Origin of the sequence: Brevibacillus laterosporus DSM 25 (assembly GCF_002706795.1) — a bacterium.
Taxonomy (GTDB): Bacteria; Bacillota; Bacilli; order Brevibacillales; family Brevibacillaceae; genus Brevibacillus_B; species Brevibacillus_B laterosporus.
The window spans coordinates 2,472,613-2,487,500 of the sequence record NZ_CP017705.1 but is presented as its reverse complement, the minus strand read 5'-3'; the positions used below and the strand labels follow the sequence as shown (position 1 = coordinate 2,487,500).

13 protein-coding genes and 1 riboswitch are annotated in these 14,888 nt (G+C 41.3%); of the genes, 2 read left to right on the top strand and 11 right to left on the bottom strand.

The window, feature by feature from the left end:
* Positions 1-75 precede the first annotated feature (75 nt).
* On the top strand, positions 76-462 hold the full coding sequence (locus tag BrL25_RS11900) for a Na-translocating system protein MpsC family protein (RefSeq protein WP_018671972.1): 387 nt from the start codon (positions 76-78) through the stop codon (positions 460-462).
* 51 nt (positions 463-513) lie between these two features.
* Here the strand turns inward: BrL25_RS11900 and BrL25_RS11895 are convergent, their stop codons facing one another.
* The 8 genes from BrL25_RS11895 to mobA all read right to left on the bottom strand — a co-directional run bounded on the left by BrL25_RS11895 (position 514) and on the right by mobA (position 9,773).
* Positions 514-942, bottom strand: coding sequence for a hypothetical protein (locus BrL25_RS11895; RefSeq protein ID WP_018671973.1), 429 nt, complete (start codon positions 940-942; stop codon positions 514-516).
* Positions 943-967: 25 nt separating this feature from the next.
* The gene (locus BrL25_RS11890; protein WP_018671974.1) at positions 968-3,340 is read right to left on the bottom strand and encodes a universal stress protein; all 2,373 of its coding nucleotides are present in this window, start codon (positions 3,338-3,340) and stop codon (positions 968-970) included.
* Between the two features lies 1 nt (position 3,341).
* Positions 3,342-3,899: a potassium-transporting ATPase subunit KdpC gene (gene kdpC / locus BrL25_RS11885; RefSeq protein ID WP_018671975.1), complete on the bottom strand. Its 558-nt coding sequence runs from the start codon at positions 3,897-3,899 to the stop codon at positions 3,342-3,344.
* Positions 3,900-3,926: 27 nt separating this feature from the next.
* Entirely contained in the window at positions 3,927-5,966 is a 2,040-nt protein-coding gene (gene kdpB, locus BrL25_RS11880; protein WP_018671976.1) for a potassium-transporting ATPase subunit KdpB, read from the bottom strand.
* Between the two features lie 22 nt (positions 5,967-5,988).
* Positions 5,989-7,662 (bottom strand): potassium-transporting ATPase subunit KdpA, encoded by a 1,674-nt coding sequence (kdpA, locus tag BrL25_RS11875; RefSeq protein WP_018671977.1) that lies wholly within the window; start codon positions 7,660-7,662, stop codon positions 5,989-5,991.
* Between the two features lie 42 nt (positions 7,663-7,704).
* Positions 7,705-7,770: a potassium-transporting ATPase subunit F gene (locus BrL25_RS26530; protein WP_081621616.1), complete on the bottom strand. Its 66-nt coding sequence runs from the start codon at positions 7,768-7,770 to the stop codon at positions 7,705-7,707.
* 547 nt (positions 7,771-8,317) lie between these two features.
* Positions 8,318-8,460, bottom strand: a riboswitch (cyclic di-AMP (ydaO/yuaA leader).
* Between the two features lie 138 nt (positions 8,461-8,598).
* Positions 8,599-9,144 (bottom strand): molybdopterin-guanine dinucleotide biosynthesis protein B, encoded by a 546-nt coding sequence (gene mobB / locus BrL25_RS11865; protein ID WP_018671979.1) that lies wholly within the window; start codon positions 9,142-9,144, stop codon positions 8,599-8,601.
* Positions 9,141-9,773, bottom strand: a complete 633-nt coding sequence (gene mobA / locus BrL25_RS11860; protein ID WP_018671980.1) for a molybdenum cofactor guanylyltransferase — start codon at positions 9,771-9,773, stop codon at positions 9,141-9,143. The genes mobB and mobA overlap by 4 nt, the downstream gene beginning before the upstream one ends.
* A 170-nt stretch (positions 9,774-9,943) precedes the next feature.
* Between mobA and BrL25_RS11855 the strand changes: the two genes are divergently transcribed.
* The gene (locus tag BrL25_RS11855; RefSeq protein ID WP_018671981.1) at positions 9,944-10,651 is read left to right on the top strand and encodes a Crp/Fnr family transcriptional regulator; all 708 of its coding nucleotides are present in this window, start codon (positions 9,944-9,946) and stop codon (positions 10,649-10,651) included.
* A gap of 104 nt (positions 10,652-10,755) precedes the next feature.
* Here BrL25_RS11855 and BrL25_RS11850 read toward each other — a convergent pair whose 3' ends face one another.
* The 3 genes from BrL25_RS11850 to BrL25_RS11840 all read right to left on the bottom strand — a co-directional run bounded on the left by BrL25_RS11850 (position 10,756) and on the right by BrL25_RS11840 (position 14,619).
* Positions 10,756-12,399: a peptide ABC transporter substrate-binding protein gene (locus tag BrL25_RS11850; protein WP_018671982.1), complete on the bottom strand. Its 1,644-nt coding sequence runs from the start codon at positions 12,397-12,399 to the stop codon at positions 10,756-10,758.
* A gap of 166 nt (positions 12,400-12,565) precedes the next feature.
* Positions 12,566-13,132, bottom strand: coding sequence for a beta-class carbonic anhydrase (locus tag BrL25_RS11845; RefSeq protein WP_018671983.1), 567 nt, complete (start codon positions 13,130-13,132; stop codon positions 12,566-12,568).
* 131 nt (positions 13,133-13,263) lie between these two features.
* Positions 13,264-14,619 (bottom strand): Nramp family divalent metal transporter, encoded by a 1,356-nt coding sequence (locus BrL25_RS11840; RefSeq protein ID WP_018671984.1) that lies wholly within the window; start codon positions 14,617-14,619, stop codon positions 13,264-13,266.
* Positions 14,620-14,888 lie beyond the last annotated feature (269 nt).

The following is a 14,888-nucleotide window of genomic DNA, read 5'->3' as shown; positions in this document are numbered from 1 at the left end:
CCTTATGCTGGGTAGTATATCCATGAAGCTGCCACTATGTAATGAATAGATCGTCTTTCCTTAGGAGGGAATCAGTTGAGTAACTTATCCAAAAAAAAGCTGGAAGCGGAAATCAGTGAAGCTTTTATTAAATTTCAAAGAGAGCTGATTGGACGTGGTCCCCAAGAAGCCAAAACATATATCGTTAACGACATGATTATTTCCCGCTTTAAAGGGGTTCTCACTGTGGAGGAAAAGCATTTGTCTCATCACGAAAAAGGGCGACGCGTTGTTAAACAAATGCGTGAAATCCTGCGTGAGATGTACAGTAAGGAAACAGAAGCAATTGTAGAAAGAATCACAGGTCTTAAGGTTCTTTCCAGCCACAGTGATATCAGTACGAAAATGGGTGAACGGATTGAAGTATATGTAATGGACAAAGACCTAGAAAAACAACTTCAAGATAACACACCCACCAATTAACAGCTTAAGACTGATAGCTGAACACTCAAATATAGAAAACACTCCTCCGCATTATAGAGGAGTGTTTTCATCATCATTATCCAACAACCACTGATACCCTTGATGATTAGGGTTACTGATAAATACATAATGTGCCCCTAATCTCCGGTACAGAGCTGCATACCGCGGTAGCTGCGTCATGACAAATACGCGACAAGTACCCAAACTAACGAAAAATTCAATGACTCGAAACGAGTCGTTCCATTCATCTGGAAACAAGTAAACCTGCTCAAAAGAGGCGAGCTTTGTTTCTTCAGGAGCAAACCCCTGCGTAGCCACGAGACGAAACCCTTCTCTAACCATGTCATTTCTAAATGATTCTCGATAAAAAGCAACAATCTGCAACCCATCTATCAAATTTCGATTGATTTCATGTTTGCTAGCTGTTTGAACAAAGCCACAAAAAGCTTCTCCACGTCCTACAATAAGCATACTTTTCATCCTGCTCCCGCCTCATTCATTTGAATCACTGTGTGATTGGCTTATGATCGGCAACAACGAGAACGTCCATATGACGTATTTGCCTTAATAACTTCTGCACAACAGAGCCCGTTTTTATTTCTTCCCATCTCGTCCGAGCAGAATGGCCGATGATGACTTGTGTAACATTTTTGCGATTCATCTGCATGACTAACTCTCGAAAAATTTGTCTACGATCTTGTACTTGATAAATTTCAAAAGCGCCACCCATACGTTCCGTTAAATATCTAAGTTTGTCTAGTAAACTCAGCTCGTCTGAAGCAAGGGGATAATGATCCTGTACATACGCAACATACCAATCTGCCTTTAACCGATAAGCAATACGAAATCCACGCCGTATTAATCGTTCACTGTCATCACGTAAATTTACACAGACAAAAATGGTTTCTTGTTTTCTCCACGGCCCACGTAACGCCCCCTTACGCTCCCAGGACTCCAGACGCTCATCCACATCATCCGCCACTTCACGTAAAGCTAATTCACGTAATGCAATCAGATTCCCAAGCTGAAAAAAGTGATTTAATGACTGCTCTACCTTATCTAAGGCATAGATATTGCCCTCTTTCATCCTCTCTTGCAAGGAACTTGGCGCAATGTCCACCAGCTCGATCTCATCTGCATCATGTAGGATGTGGTCAGGGATTGTTTCCCGTATTCGAATACCTGTGATTTGTTCAACACTATCAGTTAGACTCTCTACATGCTGAATATTCACAGTTGAAATCACAGAAATGCCAGCTTGCAATATGTGCTCGACGTCTTCGTATCTTTTTAAGAACCGGCTAGTAGGAACATTGGTATGAGCTAATTCATCCACTAGAACCACTTCCGGATTGCGCTTAATAATAGCCTCAGTATCCATCTCTTCCAAATATACATTCTTATAAGGCATCACCTTTTTAGGAATAATCGGTAGCTTACCTATTTGCTCGTAAGTCTCTGTTCGTCCATGAGTTTCCAATAATCCAATTACAACATCAATCCCACTGTGTAACAGCTCATTTGCCTCACGGAGCATAGTGAATGTCTTTCCTACACCTGGTGCTGCACCGATAAAGATTTTTAATTTACCACGTTTTATTCGCTTAATTTCCTTTTCCATCTCCTCTGTTGAAAGGCGACGAAAGGGATGGGGAACAAATCCACGATGGCGTTTAGCAGGGAGAACCCGCCCCCCACTGGTTGCCGAGCGATCTGCTACAATGAGGACATCTGTATTTTTGCTTTGGTGTAAAATCTTGTTAATAATGGAACCATGCAAAATTTCTTCCCATCTACTTCGTTTGGATTGGCCCATGACAATACGAGTAATGTTATGTTGCAAAGCGTACTGTACGATCTCCTTTGCCACATCAATGTCCTTGTATAGTGGGATCTCATCAAAGCTTGCGCCCACTTTTTGCGCCAAAGTAACCATCGATCGTTTAAAGGTTGCCTCTTCTTTAGACATCATCCGTTTGTTCCCACGAAAGCAAGCGACAAGAAGCTCAGCCCCTAAGCGTTTAGCTACCTGTTGGCCGCGACGGATCAAAATTGAACCGTTCCAGTGATACTGTACAGTAACCAGAATACGCTCACTCGCCCCAGAAGGGCCAAGTATTCCCTGCTGTTGACGATACTTATCTAAATCATCATTTACTTCTCCAGCCACAAAACGTAAGGCCAATTCTCTTAGCACAGCCAAATTATCATGTCGATACAAGCGTTGATGCTTTGACTTAGGTTTAGTCCGTTCTTCTCCCTGACTACATGAGTGAGGTAAAATACTACCCTCTTGCAATCTTTTAAGAATGACTTCCGGCGTAACGTCCAGCAGCTTTACCTCGTCTGCTTCTGCTAACGTCTCGTCGGCTACACAATCGGCTACATGAACAGGTACCCCCGTTAACCGCTGGGCTATCCCTTTCATTCCCTCAAGCTCGTAGATATTTACCGTAGTGATAACACTAATATTGTGTTCTAACAGATAACGTACGTCCTCGATACGAGTACGGCGTATCGCTTCCGGTCGATTCCGATGCGCTAATTCATCCACCAAGACGACCTCTGGATCACGTCTAATGATCGCCTCGACATCTAGGTCCTCTTTCAGAATATCTTTTTCAAACCAAGCGACAGCAGGTATTACGTCGAATCCTTCCAGCTTCTCGTGATTTTTCCCTTGGTTTATTGCACGTGTATGAATCACACCAATAACCACATCTAAACCTTTTTTCCGCAGACGTTGCCCTTCTAACAGCATGTGATAGGTTTTTCCTGAACCACTGACCGCTCCCAAAATAATTTGCAGACGACCTTTATGGATTTCCGAAATGGAGCGCAAGATTTCCTCTGGCGTTTTTCGGCGAAAATCATCCATACTACTTCACCTGATCCAACGCCATGTTTAACTCCAATACATTTACTCTTTTCTCACCAAACAAGCCCAGAGAGCGGTCTTCTGTGTACTTACTAATGAGCTGGTTAAGCTGATCAGTAGTTAAATTGCGTAATGCTGCAATGCGTGGCACCTGAACACGAGCCGCTTCCGGTGTAATATGTGGGTCAAGTCCAGAAGCGGAGTTAGTTACTAAATCAGCCGGTATAGCTGCTTGCTCAATAGTCGGATTCGCAGCTAAGAGGGCTGTTACATCTTTTTTAGTTCGTTCCACCAATTCTGGATTTGATGGGGCATAATTATTAGAACCAGAACCAGCAGCGTTATATTCTATAGAAGAAACACGTCCAGAAAAGTATTTCGAGTCCGTAAACGTTTGACCAATTAGCTTTGAACCTACTACTTTCCCAGTTGCATCAGTGATTAAGCTTCCATCTGCCTGTGCTGGCATTAATGCCTGGGCGATACCCGTCATGAGCAAGGGATAGATAACGCCGCAGATCAGTAACAACACAAGACTTACTCTTATATTTTTCAACATGATTGATCACCTTTTTATTTGTTATTTTTATTGCAGACCAACTACCACCAACAGCATATCCAACAGCTTAATACCGATAAAAGGAGCAATGACACCACCTAATCCATAAATAAACAGATTGCGGGACAAGAGTTTGGTAGCACTCATTGGTGTATATGTAACACCCTTCATTGCTAACGGTATTAACAGAGGAATAATTATCGCGTTAAACAGCAATGCTGACAAAATTGCACTTTGTGGTGTAGCTAGTTGCATGATGTTCAAAGCCTGCATCTGAGGAATTGCTACCATGAGCATCGCCGGAATAATGGCAAAATACTTAGCAATATCATTTGCAATACTAAAAGTAGTAAGGGCTCCGCGAGTCATAAGAAGCTGTTTCCCAATAGCTACTACCTCGATAATTTTGGTCGGATCAGAATCTAAATCAACCATGTTTGCAGCTTCTTTAGCAGCGATCGTACCACTATTCATCGCTAACCCCACGTCGGCTTGAGCTAAAGCAGGCGCATCATTCGTACCATCGCCCGACATCGCTACCAATTTTCCTTCCGCCTGCTCCTTACGAATAACCGCGATTTTGTCCTCTGGTTTCGCTTCTGCAATGAAATCATCTACACCAGCTTCGCGAGCGATGGTAGCTGCGGTTAACGGATTATCACCCGTACACATAACAGTCCTGATTCCCATCCGCCGTAGCTCTTCAAAGCGCTCACGCATACCTGCTTTTACCGTATCTTTTAAATAAATGACGCCCAGTACACGAGTACCATCTACCACTGCTAATGGGGTGCCCCCTTCTCTAGCAATTTGATTAGCTGTCGTATCCAAATCGCTAGGAACTTGGCCGCCTCTTTCTACAACATAATTTTTAATTGCATCAATGGCTCCTTTTCTTACCATGCGACCATCTGGAAAATTTGTTCCACTCATCCGAGTTTCCGCCTTGAATTCCACACCTTCTGTACCAAAGATTTGCCACTCTGATTCTGGAACTCCCATTTTTTTAGCCAATTCCACAATAGAGCGTCCCTCTGGTGTTTCGTCATGTAGAGAGCTGTGGAGAGCTGCCCGATATAGCTCTTCTTGTTTTGAACCACCTACCACCACAATTTCAGAGGCCATCCGATTTCCATACGTAATTGTTCCTGTCTTATCCAAGATAATGGTATTTATATCACCTGCCGCTTCTACCGCTTTACCTGACATTGCAATCACATTATATTGGGTGACCCGATCCATCCCAGCAATCCCGATCGCAGATAATAATCCGCCAATGGTTGTCGGTATAAGGCAAACCAGGAGAGCCACCAGGGTTGCAACTGGAATCACCACATTTACATAAGAAGCAATTGGTAACAACGTCGTACATACGATCAAAAATATTAATGTTAAGCTTACCAATAGGGTATTTAAGGCTAGCTCATTAGGAGTTTTTTGGCGTTTTGCCCCTTCTACCATACTGATCATTCGATCTAGGAAGGATTCCCCAGGATCTGTAGTTACACGTACCGTAATTCGGTCACTGACCACGCGAGTACCGCCAGTTACAGAACTAAAGTCTCCACCGGCCTCTTTTATGACTGGAGCCGATTCCCCCGTAATGGCTGACTCATCCACTGATGCCACTCCTTCAATAATTTCTCCATCACTTGGTATCAGCTCATTGGTGTTAACGATGACAATATCGCCTTTGCGTAGCTCTGTGGAATTTACCACTTTTACTATGCCATTTTTTTGCAATACATTTGCTTTCATATCCTGTTTACTTTTTTTCAAGCTATCAGCCTGTGCCTTACCACGCCCTTCTGCCAAAGCTTCAGCAAAATTTGCAAACAGGATCGTCACGAATAAGATCATGCTCACGATGCCGTTGTAAAAAGCATTAGACTCGCCACCAAAAGCACTTGGCATAACACTTAAAATTAGTGTAATCACAAAGCCTATTTCCACCACAAACATAACTGGATTTTTAACCATTAGCCGTGGGTTAAATTTTTTAAAGGCATCGATTATTGCCTGCCATATGATCTCCTTGGTGACCAAGGATTTTCGTTGATTACTCATAGCGAAAGACTCCTTTTCTTCATTAACGTATCGACAGCCACTCAGCAACAGGACCGAGGGCAATCACAGGGAAGAATGTTAACGCACCTACAATGAGTACCGTAGCAAGCAAGATGCTCATAAATACTGTATTATCCGTGCGGAAAGTACCAATGGTTTCTGGCACAGGTTTCTTCATCATAAGTGAGCCTGCTACAGCAAGCATTAAAATAATAGAGAAATAGCGTCCAAATAACATGACAAGGCCCGTTGAGATATTCCAAAATGGCGTGTTATCAGATAGGCCTTCAAATCCTGAACCGTTATTAGCTGCTGAAGAAGTAAATTCATATACCACTTGGGAGATTCCATGGAAGCCGGCATTAGAAATCGAGCTTGTTCCCAGTTCGCTCGCCAAGGCAATAGCAGATGGGGCTAGGATGATCAAGGGATGAATCAAAATAGCTATAGCGATTAATTTCATCTCTTTACTTTCAATCTTGCGTCCCAAGTATTCTGGTGTACGGCCAACCATCAATCCTGCTAGGAATACCGCCATGATCGCATACATCAGAATGTTCATTGTGCCAACACCATCTCCGCCAAACACGCAATTCAGCATCATCTGAGCCAAAGGAACCATACCACCGATTGGTGTTAAGGTATCATGCATGTTATTGACTGTTCCTGTAGTAGCAGCTGTGGTTACTGCGGTAAATAGAGCCGACTGTGCAATTCCGAAGCGTACCTCTTTCCCCTCCATGCTACCGTTCGCTTGAGAAAGTCCTGCTTGAGCTAACGCTGGATTTCCGTTCGATTCTGCAACATACACAATCGTCAAGAAAGTCAGGAACATGAGGAACATAGCAATAAATATCATAAGTCCCTGTTTTTTATTGCGTGTCATAGCACTAAAGGTAAATGGTAAAGAAGCTGGAATGAGAAACATACATAAAATTTCAATAACATTGGTTAGAGGTGTAGGGTTCTCAAAAGGGTGCGAAGAGTTAACCCCGAAGAATCCTCCTCCGTTTGTACCAAGATGCTTAATTGATTCCATAGAGGCCACAGGTCCACGCGCAATTTGTTGTTCGGCCCCTTGTAAGGTAGTAGCAGTTACTGTTGGACTCATCGTTTGTGGTACTCCTTGGGCTACCAATAATAAAGTAACCATCACAGCCAAAGGTAATAACACCCGAGTATGTGCTCTAATCAAGTCTACATAGAAGTTTCCAAGCTGCTTTTGTCCTGTAATACCCCTCATAAAGGCCATTACAACAGCAATGCCAGTGGCTGGTGTAGTAAACATCAAATAGATAATAACCGTCATTTGAGACAGATAGGACAGCCCTGACTCTCCACTATAATGCTGTAGGTTCGTATTTGTTAAAAAACTAGCTACTGTATTAAAGGCAAGCAATGGTTCCATACCTTCAATCTGACTGGGATTCCCCGGCAAAAGCCCCTGCAATCTAACAATCAAATACCCAATTGCAAACATGACAAGATTGCTAAGTAATACGGCTCCTGCGTACTGTTTCCACGTCATTGTTCTTACTTGGATACCAGAAGCTTTATATATAACTCGCTCGAATCCTCCAAATATTCGGTCTATCTTGGTTACCTCCCATGAAAAGGCCTGCGCCAAGTAACGACCAAATAAAATAGCTAGGATCAGCAAAATTCCTAACACTACGGTAATTTGCAACAAATCCACAACGGTTCCTCCTAACGTTTCTTCAGTTTACAGCTGGTACTATTAATACTTTTCAGGACGAATTAATGCATCAATGAGGTAGAGAATAACCCCTGCAACGATGATCATGAGTATAATCAACGCTTTTCTCTCCCTTCTTCTGTTACCACTTTGTCACAGAATGCCATCGTTCCAAAAAACAGACCGAATGCACCTGCTACCAGTAAAATTGCAACCATATCCATCCTTTTTTCCTCCTCTGCCAACTGTCTGATCAACGTTCGACAATCTGTGGTTCCCCTGTGTTCTTCCTGTTATCTGTAAATGAAGTTCACCTTGGAACAAAAAATAGACCAATGCTTGCTCCTATCTCAACGGTAAAAGAGAACATGATACAAACGGAGTAAGTCACAGCTTCTCCTAGCGAAGCAATCTGTTGCCTCACCAGAGCATGCCTACTCATTTGTTCAATGTTCAACCGGCAAGAAAGAAGCACTCATTGGTCTACCTAACGCCCAGCTAGCCATCGCTCTCTTTGCGTTCTGTCTCCCTAATCCTCTTTCGTACAGTTGTACGCATTATGTGTAAAGATAAATATAAGCAAAACAAAAAGACCTACACATTTTGGTTTGAGGGAAAAAGAAAAAAACCCTCAATAAATACAGGTGGTCTCATTGACCTCCTTCGCTTTAGCCGACGAAGTTAGCTGACGGGTAGGATGGCGAAAGAGTTACTCATCCCTTCTACTTTGTAGAATTAACCCCAATAAAAAGTGGGTCCTCCGTTCCCGAATGCCTCGGGATTTGGCCGTTATGCTGTTGGGTGCTTACGAGTCTTATTATACGTCCTTGCTTATCTTCTGTTAACAGTGATCTAGCTACAAAAACTGTCAATTTCATGTAAAAAAACGCAATCCTGAGGAAACAATCTCATGTTTCCTCAGCCAATCTCATTATTTTATCTATTTTCTTTTGTTTTCTTTTTTTGTACAAGCCTGTGCCCATGAATAAATCGAAAAATCTCATCTACCTGATCAATTGAAAACACAGGAATAGACATCTTCTGTAATGGCAACCAGCTTACTACCGCCAAGATGTTTTGCACTTTGTCCAACAGCTCGATATCTTCCTCTCGCCGAATGACCACGATTTTCGGATAGGACTCTTGTTTAAAGCCTTCCACTAAGATGAGCTCGGCCCCTTGTTCACTCATCCTCGAGATAAGTTGTGAGAGAGGCACTGCGTGATTCTCCATCCAAGCGGTTTTTGTAGCCGATTGAATAGCTACCATTGGGGCTCCCGCCTGCCGGAAGTTCCACGTATCTTTTCCTTGCTGATCTAATTCAAAATCATGTCCATCATGTTTGATTACACCCAACCGTACCCCGATGTGTGTAAATTGCTCGATTAGCTTGCATAGCAATGTTGTTTTACCTGAGTTAGAATACCCGACAAATTGAATAACGGTACCTGTAGATTCCATATGATTTAATTCCTTGTTCATTTTTCTTCTCCTAATAAATTTTTGCTATTCCATTCTTTTTTTGCCTCTTCGTAATCAGCAGGGGTATTCATATTAAAAGCCACTAAATCATCCCAGGATTCATCCGTTACTTCTTTTACAACCATCTCTTCTAAAGCATGCATTACCCGGTAATCTTCCCGATCTAGAGCGTCCTTCCAAATTTCTTTGGTTTGTTGATGATAAAGGGCTAATAACGGTTGTAAGCGTCCTCCTGTTTTAGCTACTACAGCGTTTATATCTTGATCTAAACGATCGTTTAAATTCTTTAGTAAGCGTTGCAAATGCTCCGTACGTAAAAATGGTAGATCACAGGATACAACTAAATACCACTCCTCCTGTCGTACACACATGCTAGAATAAATCCCGCTGATTGGACCATGTGAAGCAACAAGATCACCTGTGATAAACACGGTTGTCCCAAGCTCATTAATTGGAGGAAGTCGTCTTGGATCATTCGTGACAATCACACACGGCTGATGTAGTGGAAGAATCTGCTCTAGCATATGTAAAATTAGTGGTTTCCCATGCCATTCTAGTAGTTCTTTGGGCTTACCCATACGACTGCTTTGTCCTCCGGCTAAAATCACAATACATAATGAGTTCACCATTTTTACATCACCTCACTTATTTTTTCATACTTCTTTCATACATTTATGGACAAATGGCAAAATAGTTATGATGCTATATTCATATGAAACAGTAATTGATATACTAAGACCGTACCTTGTAACAAGTATCACTTACAAGAGAGAAATGTATGAAGTGAGGGAAAATCTTCATGCCTATGGAAACGAAAACCTTCGTGGATCAAATATCTAGAGCATTCTGGGAAGATATGAAACGTATGTCAACCCTCGTAGAAAGTATTCCGGGTAAACCGTTATTTTTTGACGGAGACCCTGCTGATTATGTTTATTTGGTAGAAAGCGGAAAGGTTCGCCTATCAAAGACAAGTACAGACGGTAAAGAACTAACCCTTCAAGTATACAATCCAGGTGAGTTATTTGGTCTGTTCGGTTTGTTTAATTCATCCCTATGCTATAGTGCTACTGCCGTTGTCCTACAGCCTGGCGAATTACGGGTCATCTCTCGCACGTCCCTAGAAGAGCTTCTCACTGCAAATGGAGCGTACTGTGTAGAGTTCTTACGTTGGATGAGTCTTGAAAACCGTCGTATGCAATCTAAGTTCCGTGATCTTTTATTGAATGGAAAAACGGGTGCGCTCTATTCAACCTTAATTCGCATGTGTAACACATACGGTCGCCAACATCCTAATGGTATCCTGATCGATCTATCACTAACCAATAAAGATTTAGCTCAGTTTATTGGACTTACACGCGAAAGTGTTAATCGTTTATTAGGTGATTTAAAAAAACTAGATGTAATTGAACCTCTGCCAAATGGCTACATTCTAGTAAAGGACATTCACTATTTACGGGAAAAAATATGCTGCGATGATTGTCCACCAGACATTTGTCGTTTGTAGCATATGACTATGTTCCTTTTTATTTTAATGAAAAAGACGATACACAATCAAACAAAAGAAGCCTGTTGAGTTGTTCAACAGGCTTCTTTCTATTTGATAATTTCTTATTCGGCAATGTAAGACCATTTGTAATCGACGGAACCAAGTGCATCAAGCAATACGCCTTTTACTTTATCATTTTGAATCCAGTTTTGTGTACGGTAGTAGATTGGAATTACAGGCATTTCATCCATGATGATTTGCTCTGCTTCAGCAAACAATTGCGTACGCTTCTCTTCATTTGGTTCAGAAGCTGACTTGATTAATAGCTCTTTGTATTTTGGATTTTCCCAGTTTGTATCATTGTTACCGCCTTTTTTATCACGGTACAGCTCTAGGAAGTTGATTGGATCATTGAAGTCAGCAGACCAAGCCATACGACCGATTTGATAGTTACCTTGGTGTAGCTTATCAATGTATACTTTCCACTCGGTATTTTCTAGTTTCACATCAACATCCAAGTTCTTTTTCCATTGGTCTTGGATTGCTTCTGCAATTTTCTTGTTACCTTCCAATGTATTGAAGGATAGCGAAATTGGAGGTAGCTTGCTGATACCTAGCTCTTTCATACCTTCATTTAACAATTTTTTAGCTGTGTCTGCATCGTTATCTTTAAAGTAGCCTTCTGGTTTAATCGCCATAGTTGGAGGCAAGATACCCAATGCTGGTTGCTCTCCAGCTTGTGTAATGTTTTCTACAATCGCTTTACGGTCTACCGCATAAGCAAAGGCTTTACGAATTTTTGCATTATTAAACGGTACTTTCTCAGTGTTGAACTTGTACCAGTAGATGGAAGCGGTAGGCTTCACTTTCAAGGTACCCTCTGCTTTTTTGATAGGTACAACATCTGTTGGCAAGTCTCCAACTGGTTTACCTGCCCAATCCAAATCGCCGTTGTCAAACATGGAAAGCTCTGTATTGCCATCATCAATCATAGAGAATTCAATTTTCTCCATTTTTACAGAATCTTTATCCCAATAGTTTTCGTTCTTGGTCAACAAAATTTTGCTCTTATGCTCCCAGGTATCTAGCTTGAACGGACCGTTACCCACGTGGGTTTTAGCATTTTTCGCCCAGTCAGGATTCTCGGTATCCACTTTTTGATTAATTGGAAAGTAGGTGTAGAACGCTGTTAACTCCAAGAAGAATGGAGTAGGGTTCTCTAAAGTAACTTCTAATGTTTTATCATCAAGAGCTTTGATACCTACGTCTTCAATTTTCCCTTTACCCTTATGGAATGCTTCTGCACCCTTAATGTAATAAAGCTGGTAAGCATAGTTAGCTGCTGTTTTTGGAGTTAGAACGCGTTTCCAAGCATATTCGTAGTCTTTCGCAGTAACAGGTTCACCGTTAGACCACTTTGAATCACGCAATGTGAAAGTATATGTTTTTAAATCATCAGAAATTTTAACGTCAGATGCAACAGAATTATGAGGCTTGCCGTCTTCACCTAGACGAGTTAGACCGTCAAAAGTAGAACGAACAATTGCCCCAGAAGTAGCATCTTCTGTAAGACCTGGATCAAGCGTAGGAGGATCAGATGCAAGGTTTAAACGAAGGGATTGATTTCCGCTTGCTTTTGAATCTTCAGACTTTTTAGATTCGTTACCAGCTGGAGCGGCTCCGTTACCGTTACCTGCACCACAGCCTGCAAGAGCAGCACCTAATACAAGAACGGAACTCATCAACACAAATATATTTTTCTTCATAGTTGTAAATCCCCCTTTTATGTTTATAACGAAAGATATGAATAGATTTTATACTAATTTTATTTTTACGTTTTATCAAATAAAATAAAATTAAACATTATTAACTCTATTAACGCAAATAAAAGAGTCATCACGTAAAATATGCGTAATGACTCTTTTATTCATTTTATTTCTTTTCATATCCATTTATAACTACATCTAGTTTACCTGTACTTGGGTCAATGATTAATCCATGGATTGGTACCGAAGGAGGCAGTAACGGATGGTTAAGAATCATATCGACACTCTCTTTTACAGCATCAGTCACATTATCAAAACCTCGCAACCATTTTTCTAAATTAATTCCAGCATTTTTTAATAGATGTAAAGAATCTGCTGAAACCCCTCGTTCTCGCACCTTATCTAAAAAATGTGTAGGATTAATCGCACTCATTCCGCAATCATAATGTCCTACCACCATGACCTCTTCTGCTTGTAACTCATAGATAGCCACTAAGATACTTCTCATAACCGCCCCAAACGGATGAGAGACAATAGCTCCTGCTGTCTTAATAATCTTGACATCTCCATTTTTGACGTTCATTGCGTGAGGAAGAAGTTCGACCAGTCTTGTGTCCATACATGAAATGACAACCAACCGTTTATCAGGAAACTTGGTTGTTGTGAACTCCGTATATCTCTGATTTTCTACGAACTGTTTATTGTACTCTAAAATCTCTTCAAGTTTTCCCACGCTTCTTCACCTCGACTTTTCTCTCAATTTGGCCTGCCCATTTTCTTAGATACTGAACGTATTGGTAGGTTTTTTTGTACCTTATTATTTTCGTGATTTATCTGTTCAATCCCTTTTTGTAGACAAAATAACTACAACTGTGTAAATGTTTGATAGATCAAAAACACATTTAACGTAATAATGACACCACTGATCAGCCACGCAATTGCAGTAACCCACTTCTTATTAACAAACTCGCCCATTTTGGTCTTGCTACTGGTAAACTGCACAAGAGGAACAATCGCAAAGGGTAGTTGAATAGACAAAATGACTTGACTTAATATGAGTAATTCTGTGGTTCCCTTTTCTCCGTATAGCGCAGTAACAATCACCGTCGGAACAATCGCAATCAGACGAGTAATCAAACGACGCAACCACGGTGTAATACGGAAATTAATAAAACCCTCCATAACAATCTGACCAGCTAATGTACCAGTTAAAGTAGAATTTTGGCCAGATGCTAGTAAGGCTACCCCAAAAAAGATACTTGCTGCTGTCGTTCCAAGCACAGGAGCCAGCAAATAATACGCATCTCCAATCTCTGCTATATCTGTCATACCAGCCTGATGAAACGTCGAAGCTGACAAAATCAAGATAGATGCATTAATAAACAAGGCGAAGAATAAAGCAATCGTAGAATCCAAACGAGCATATTTAATCGCTTCCCGCTTGCCACTCTGTGTCCGTTCGAAATCACGAGTTTGGACAATAGAGGAGTGTAAATACAGATTATGGGGCATGACAGTTGCACCAATGATACCGATAGCGATATAGAGCATCGCAGGGTTTGTTACTACTTCAGCACGTGGGATAAATCCTTGCATGATGTCACTGATTTGAGGCTGAGCCAATAGTATTTCAACTCCGAAACACACCCCAATGGTACCTATTAACGCTATAACAATGGCTTCTATATAACGGAATCCTTTATTTTGTAAAAACAATACTAACAATACATCTATAGCTGTAATCAAAACCCCATAAATTAAAGGGATACCAAATAGCAGATTTAATGCAATTGCCGACCCAATTACCTCTGCTAAATCACATGCGGCAATTGCTATCTCGCACAAAACCCATAAGCTCATTGCTACTGGCTTGGAATAATGATCACGGCAAGCCTGAGCTAAATCCCGACCTGTTACAATTCCCAGCTTACCTGCTAGGGCTTGTAAAAACATTGCCATTATATTGGAAAGAAGAATCACTGACAAAAGCGTATACCCAAACTGGGAGCCTCCCGCCAAGTCAGTCGCCCAGTTTCCAGGATCCATATATCCAACAGCAACCAGATAACCTGGTCCTGCAAAAGCTAAAAATTTGCGAAATTTGGACGCGTTCCTGGGTACACGCATGGAACTGTGTACTTCTTGCAAGGAAGGCTGGGTAATCCCTCTTCTCCATCCTTTTTCTTGCTCCGACACTACTGTTTGTTGTTGATCAGCCATTTGAGATCACTCCTTCCCCGCTTACTTCCTTTATTTACATATGGTTTTTGTTCTGCTTTACAATGAATATTCTCGGGTATGCCTGTTCCTTGACGACCGTTTTTTGCACTAAGGAAACTTTGTAATAATTATTATAAACACCTCATTTAAAATGTAAATAGCCCACTCCTTCATCCTATTCACAAAAAGGGGTTTCTGTTTGTTGTTTCCCTAACATAAATGGGCTATACTAAATGGGAATAAATTCTTTATAACTACTTTGGTATAGA

Bases quoted from the DNA above. Each gene is read 5' to 3' on its own strand.
- BrL25_RS11895 (WP_018671973.1), bottom strand. From the start codon at position 942: ATGAAAAGTATGCTTATTGTAGGACGTGGAGAAGCTTTTTGTGGCTTT.
- BrL25_RS11890 (WP_018671974.1), bottom strand. From the start codon at position 3,340: ATGGATGATTTTCGCCGAAAAACGCCAGAGGAAATCTTGCGCTCCATT.
- kdpC (WP_018671975.1), bottom strand. From the start codon at position 3,899: ATGTTGAAAAATATAAGAGTAAGTCTTGTGTTGTTACTGATCTGCGGC.
- kdpB (WP_018671976.1), bottom strand. From the start codon at position 5,966: ATGAGTAATCAACGAAAATCCTTGGTCACCAAGGAGATCATATGGCAG.
- mobB (WP_018671979.1), bottom strand. From the start codon at position 9,144: ATGAACAAGGAATTAAATCATATGGAATCTACAGGTACCGTTATTCAA.
- mobA (WP_018671980.1), bottom strand. From the start codon at position 9,773: ATGGTGAACTCATTATGTATTGTGATTTTAGCCGGAGGACAAAGCAGT.
- BrL25_RS11855 (WP_018671981.1), top strand. From the start codon at position 9,944: ATGCCTATGGAAACGAAAACCTTCGTGGATCAAATATCTAGAGCATTC.
- BrL25_RS11850 (WP_018671982.1), bottom strand. From the start codon at position 12,399: ATGAAGAAAAATATATTTGTGTTGATGAGTTCCGTTCTTGTATTAGGT.
- BrL25_RS11840 (WP_018671984.1), bottom strand. From the start codon at position 14,619: ATGGCTGATCAACAACAAACAGTAGTGTCGGAGCAAGAAAAAGGATGG.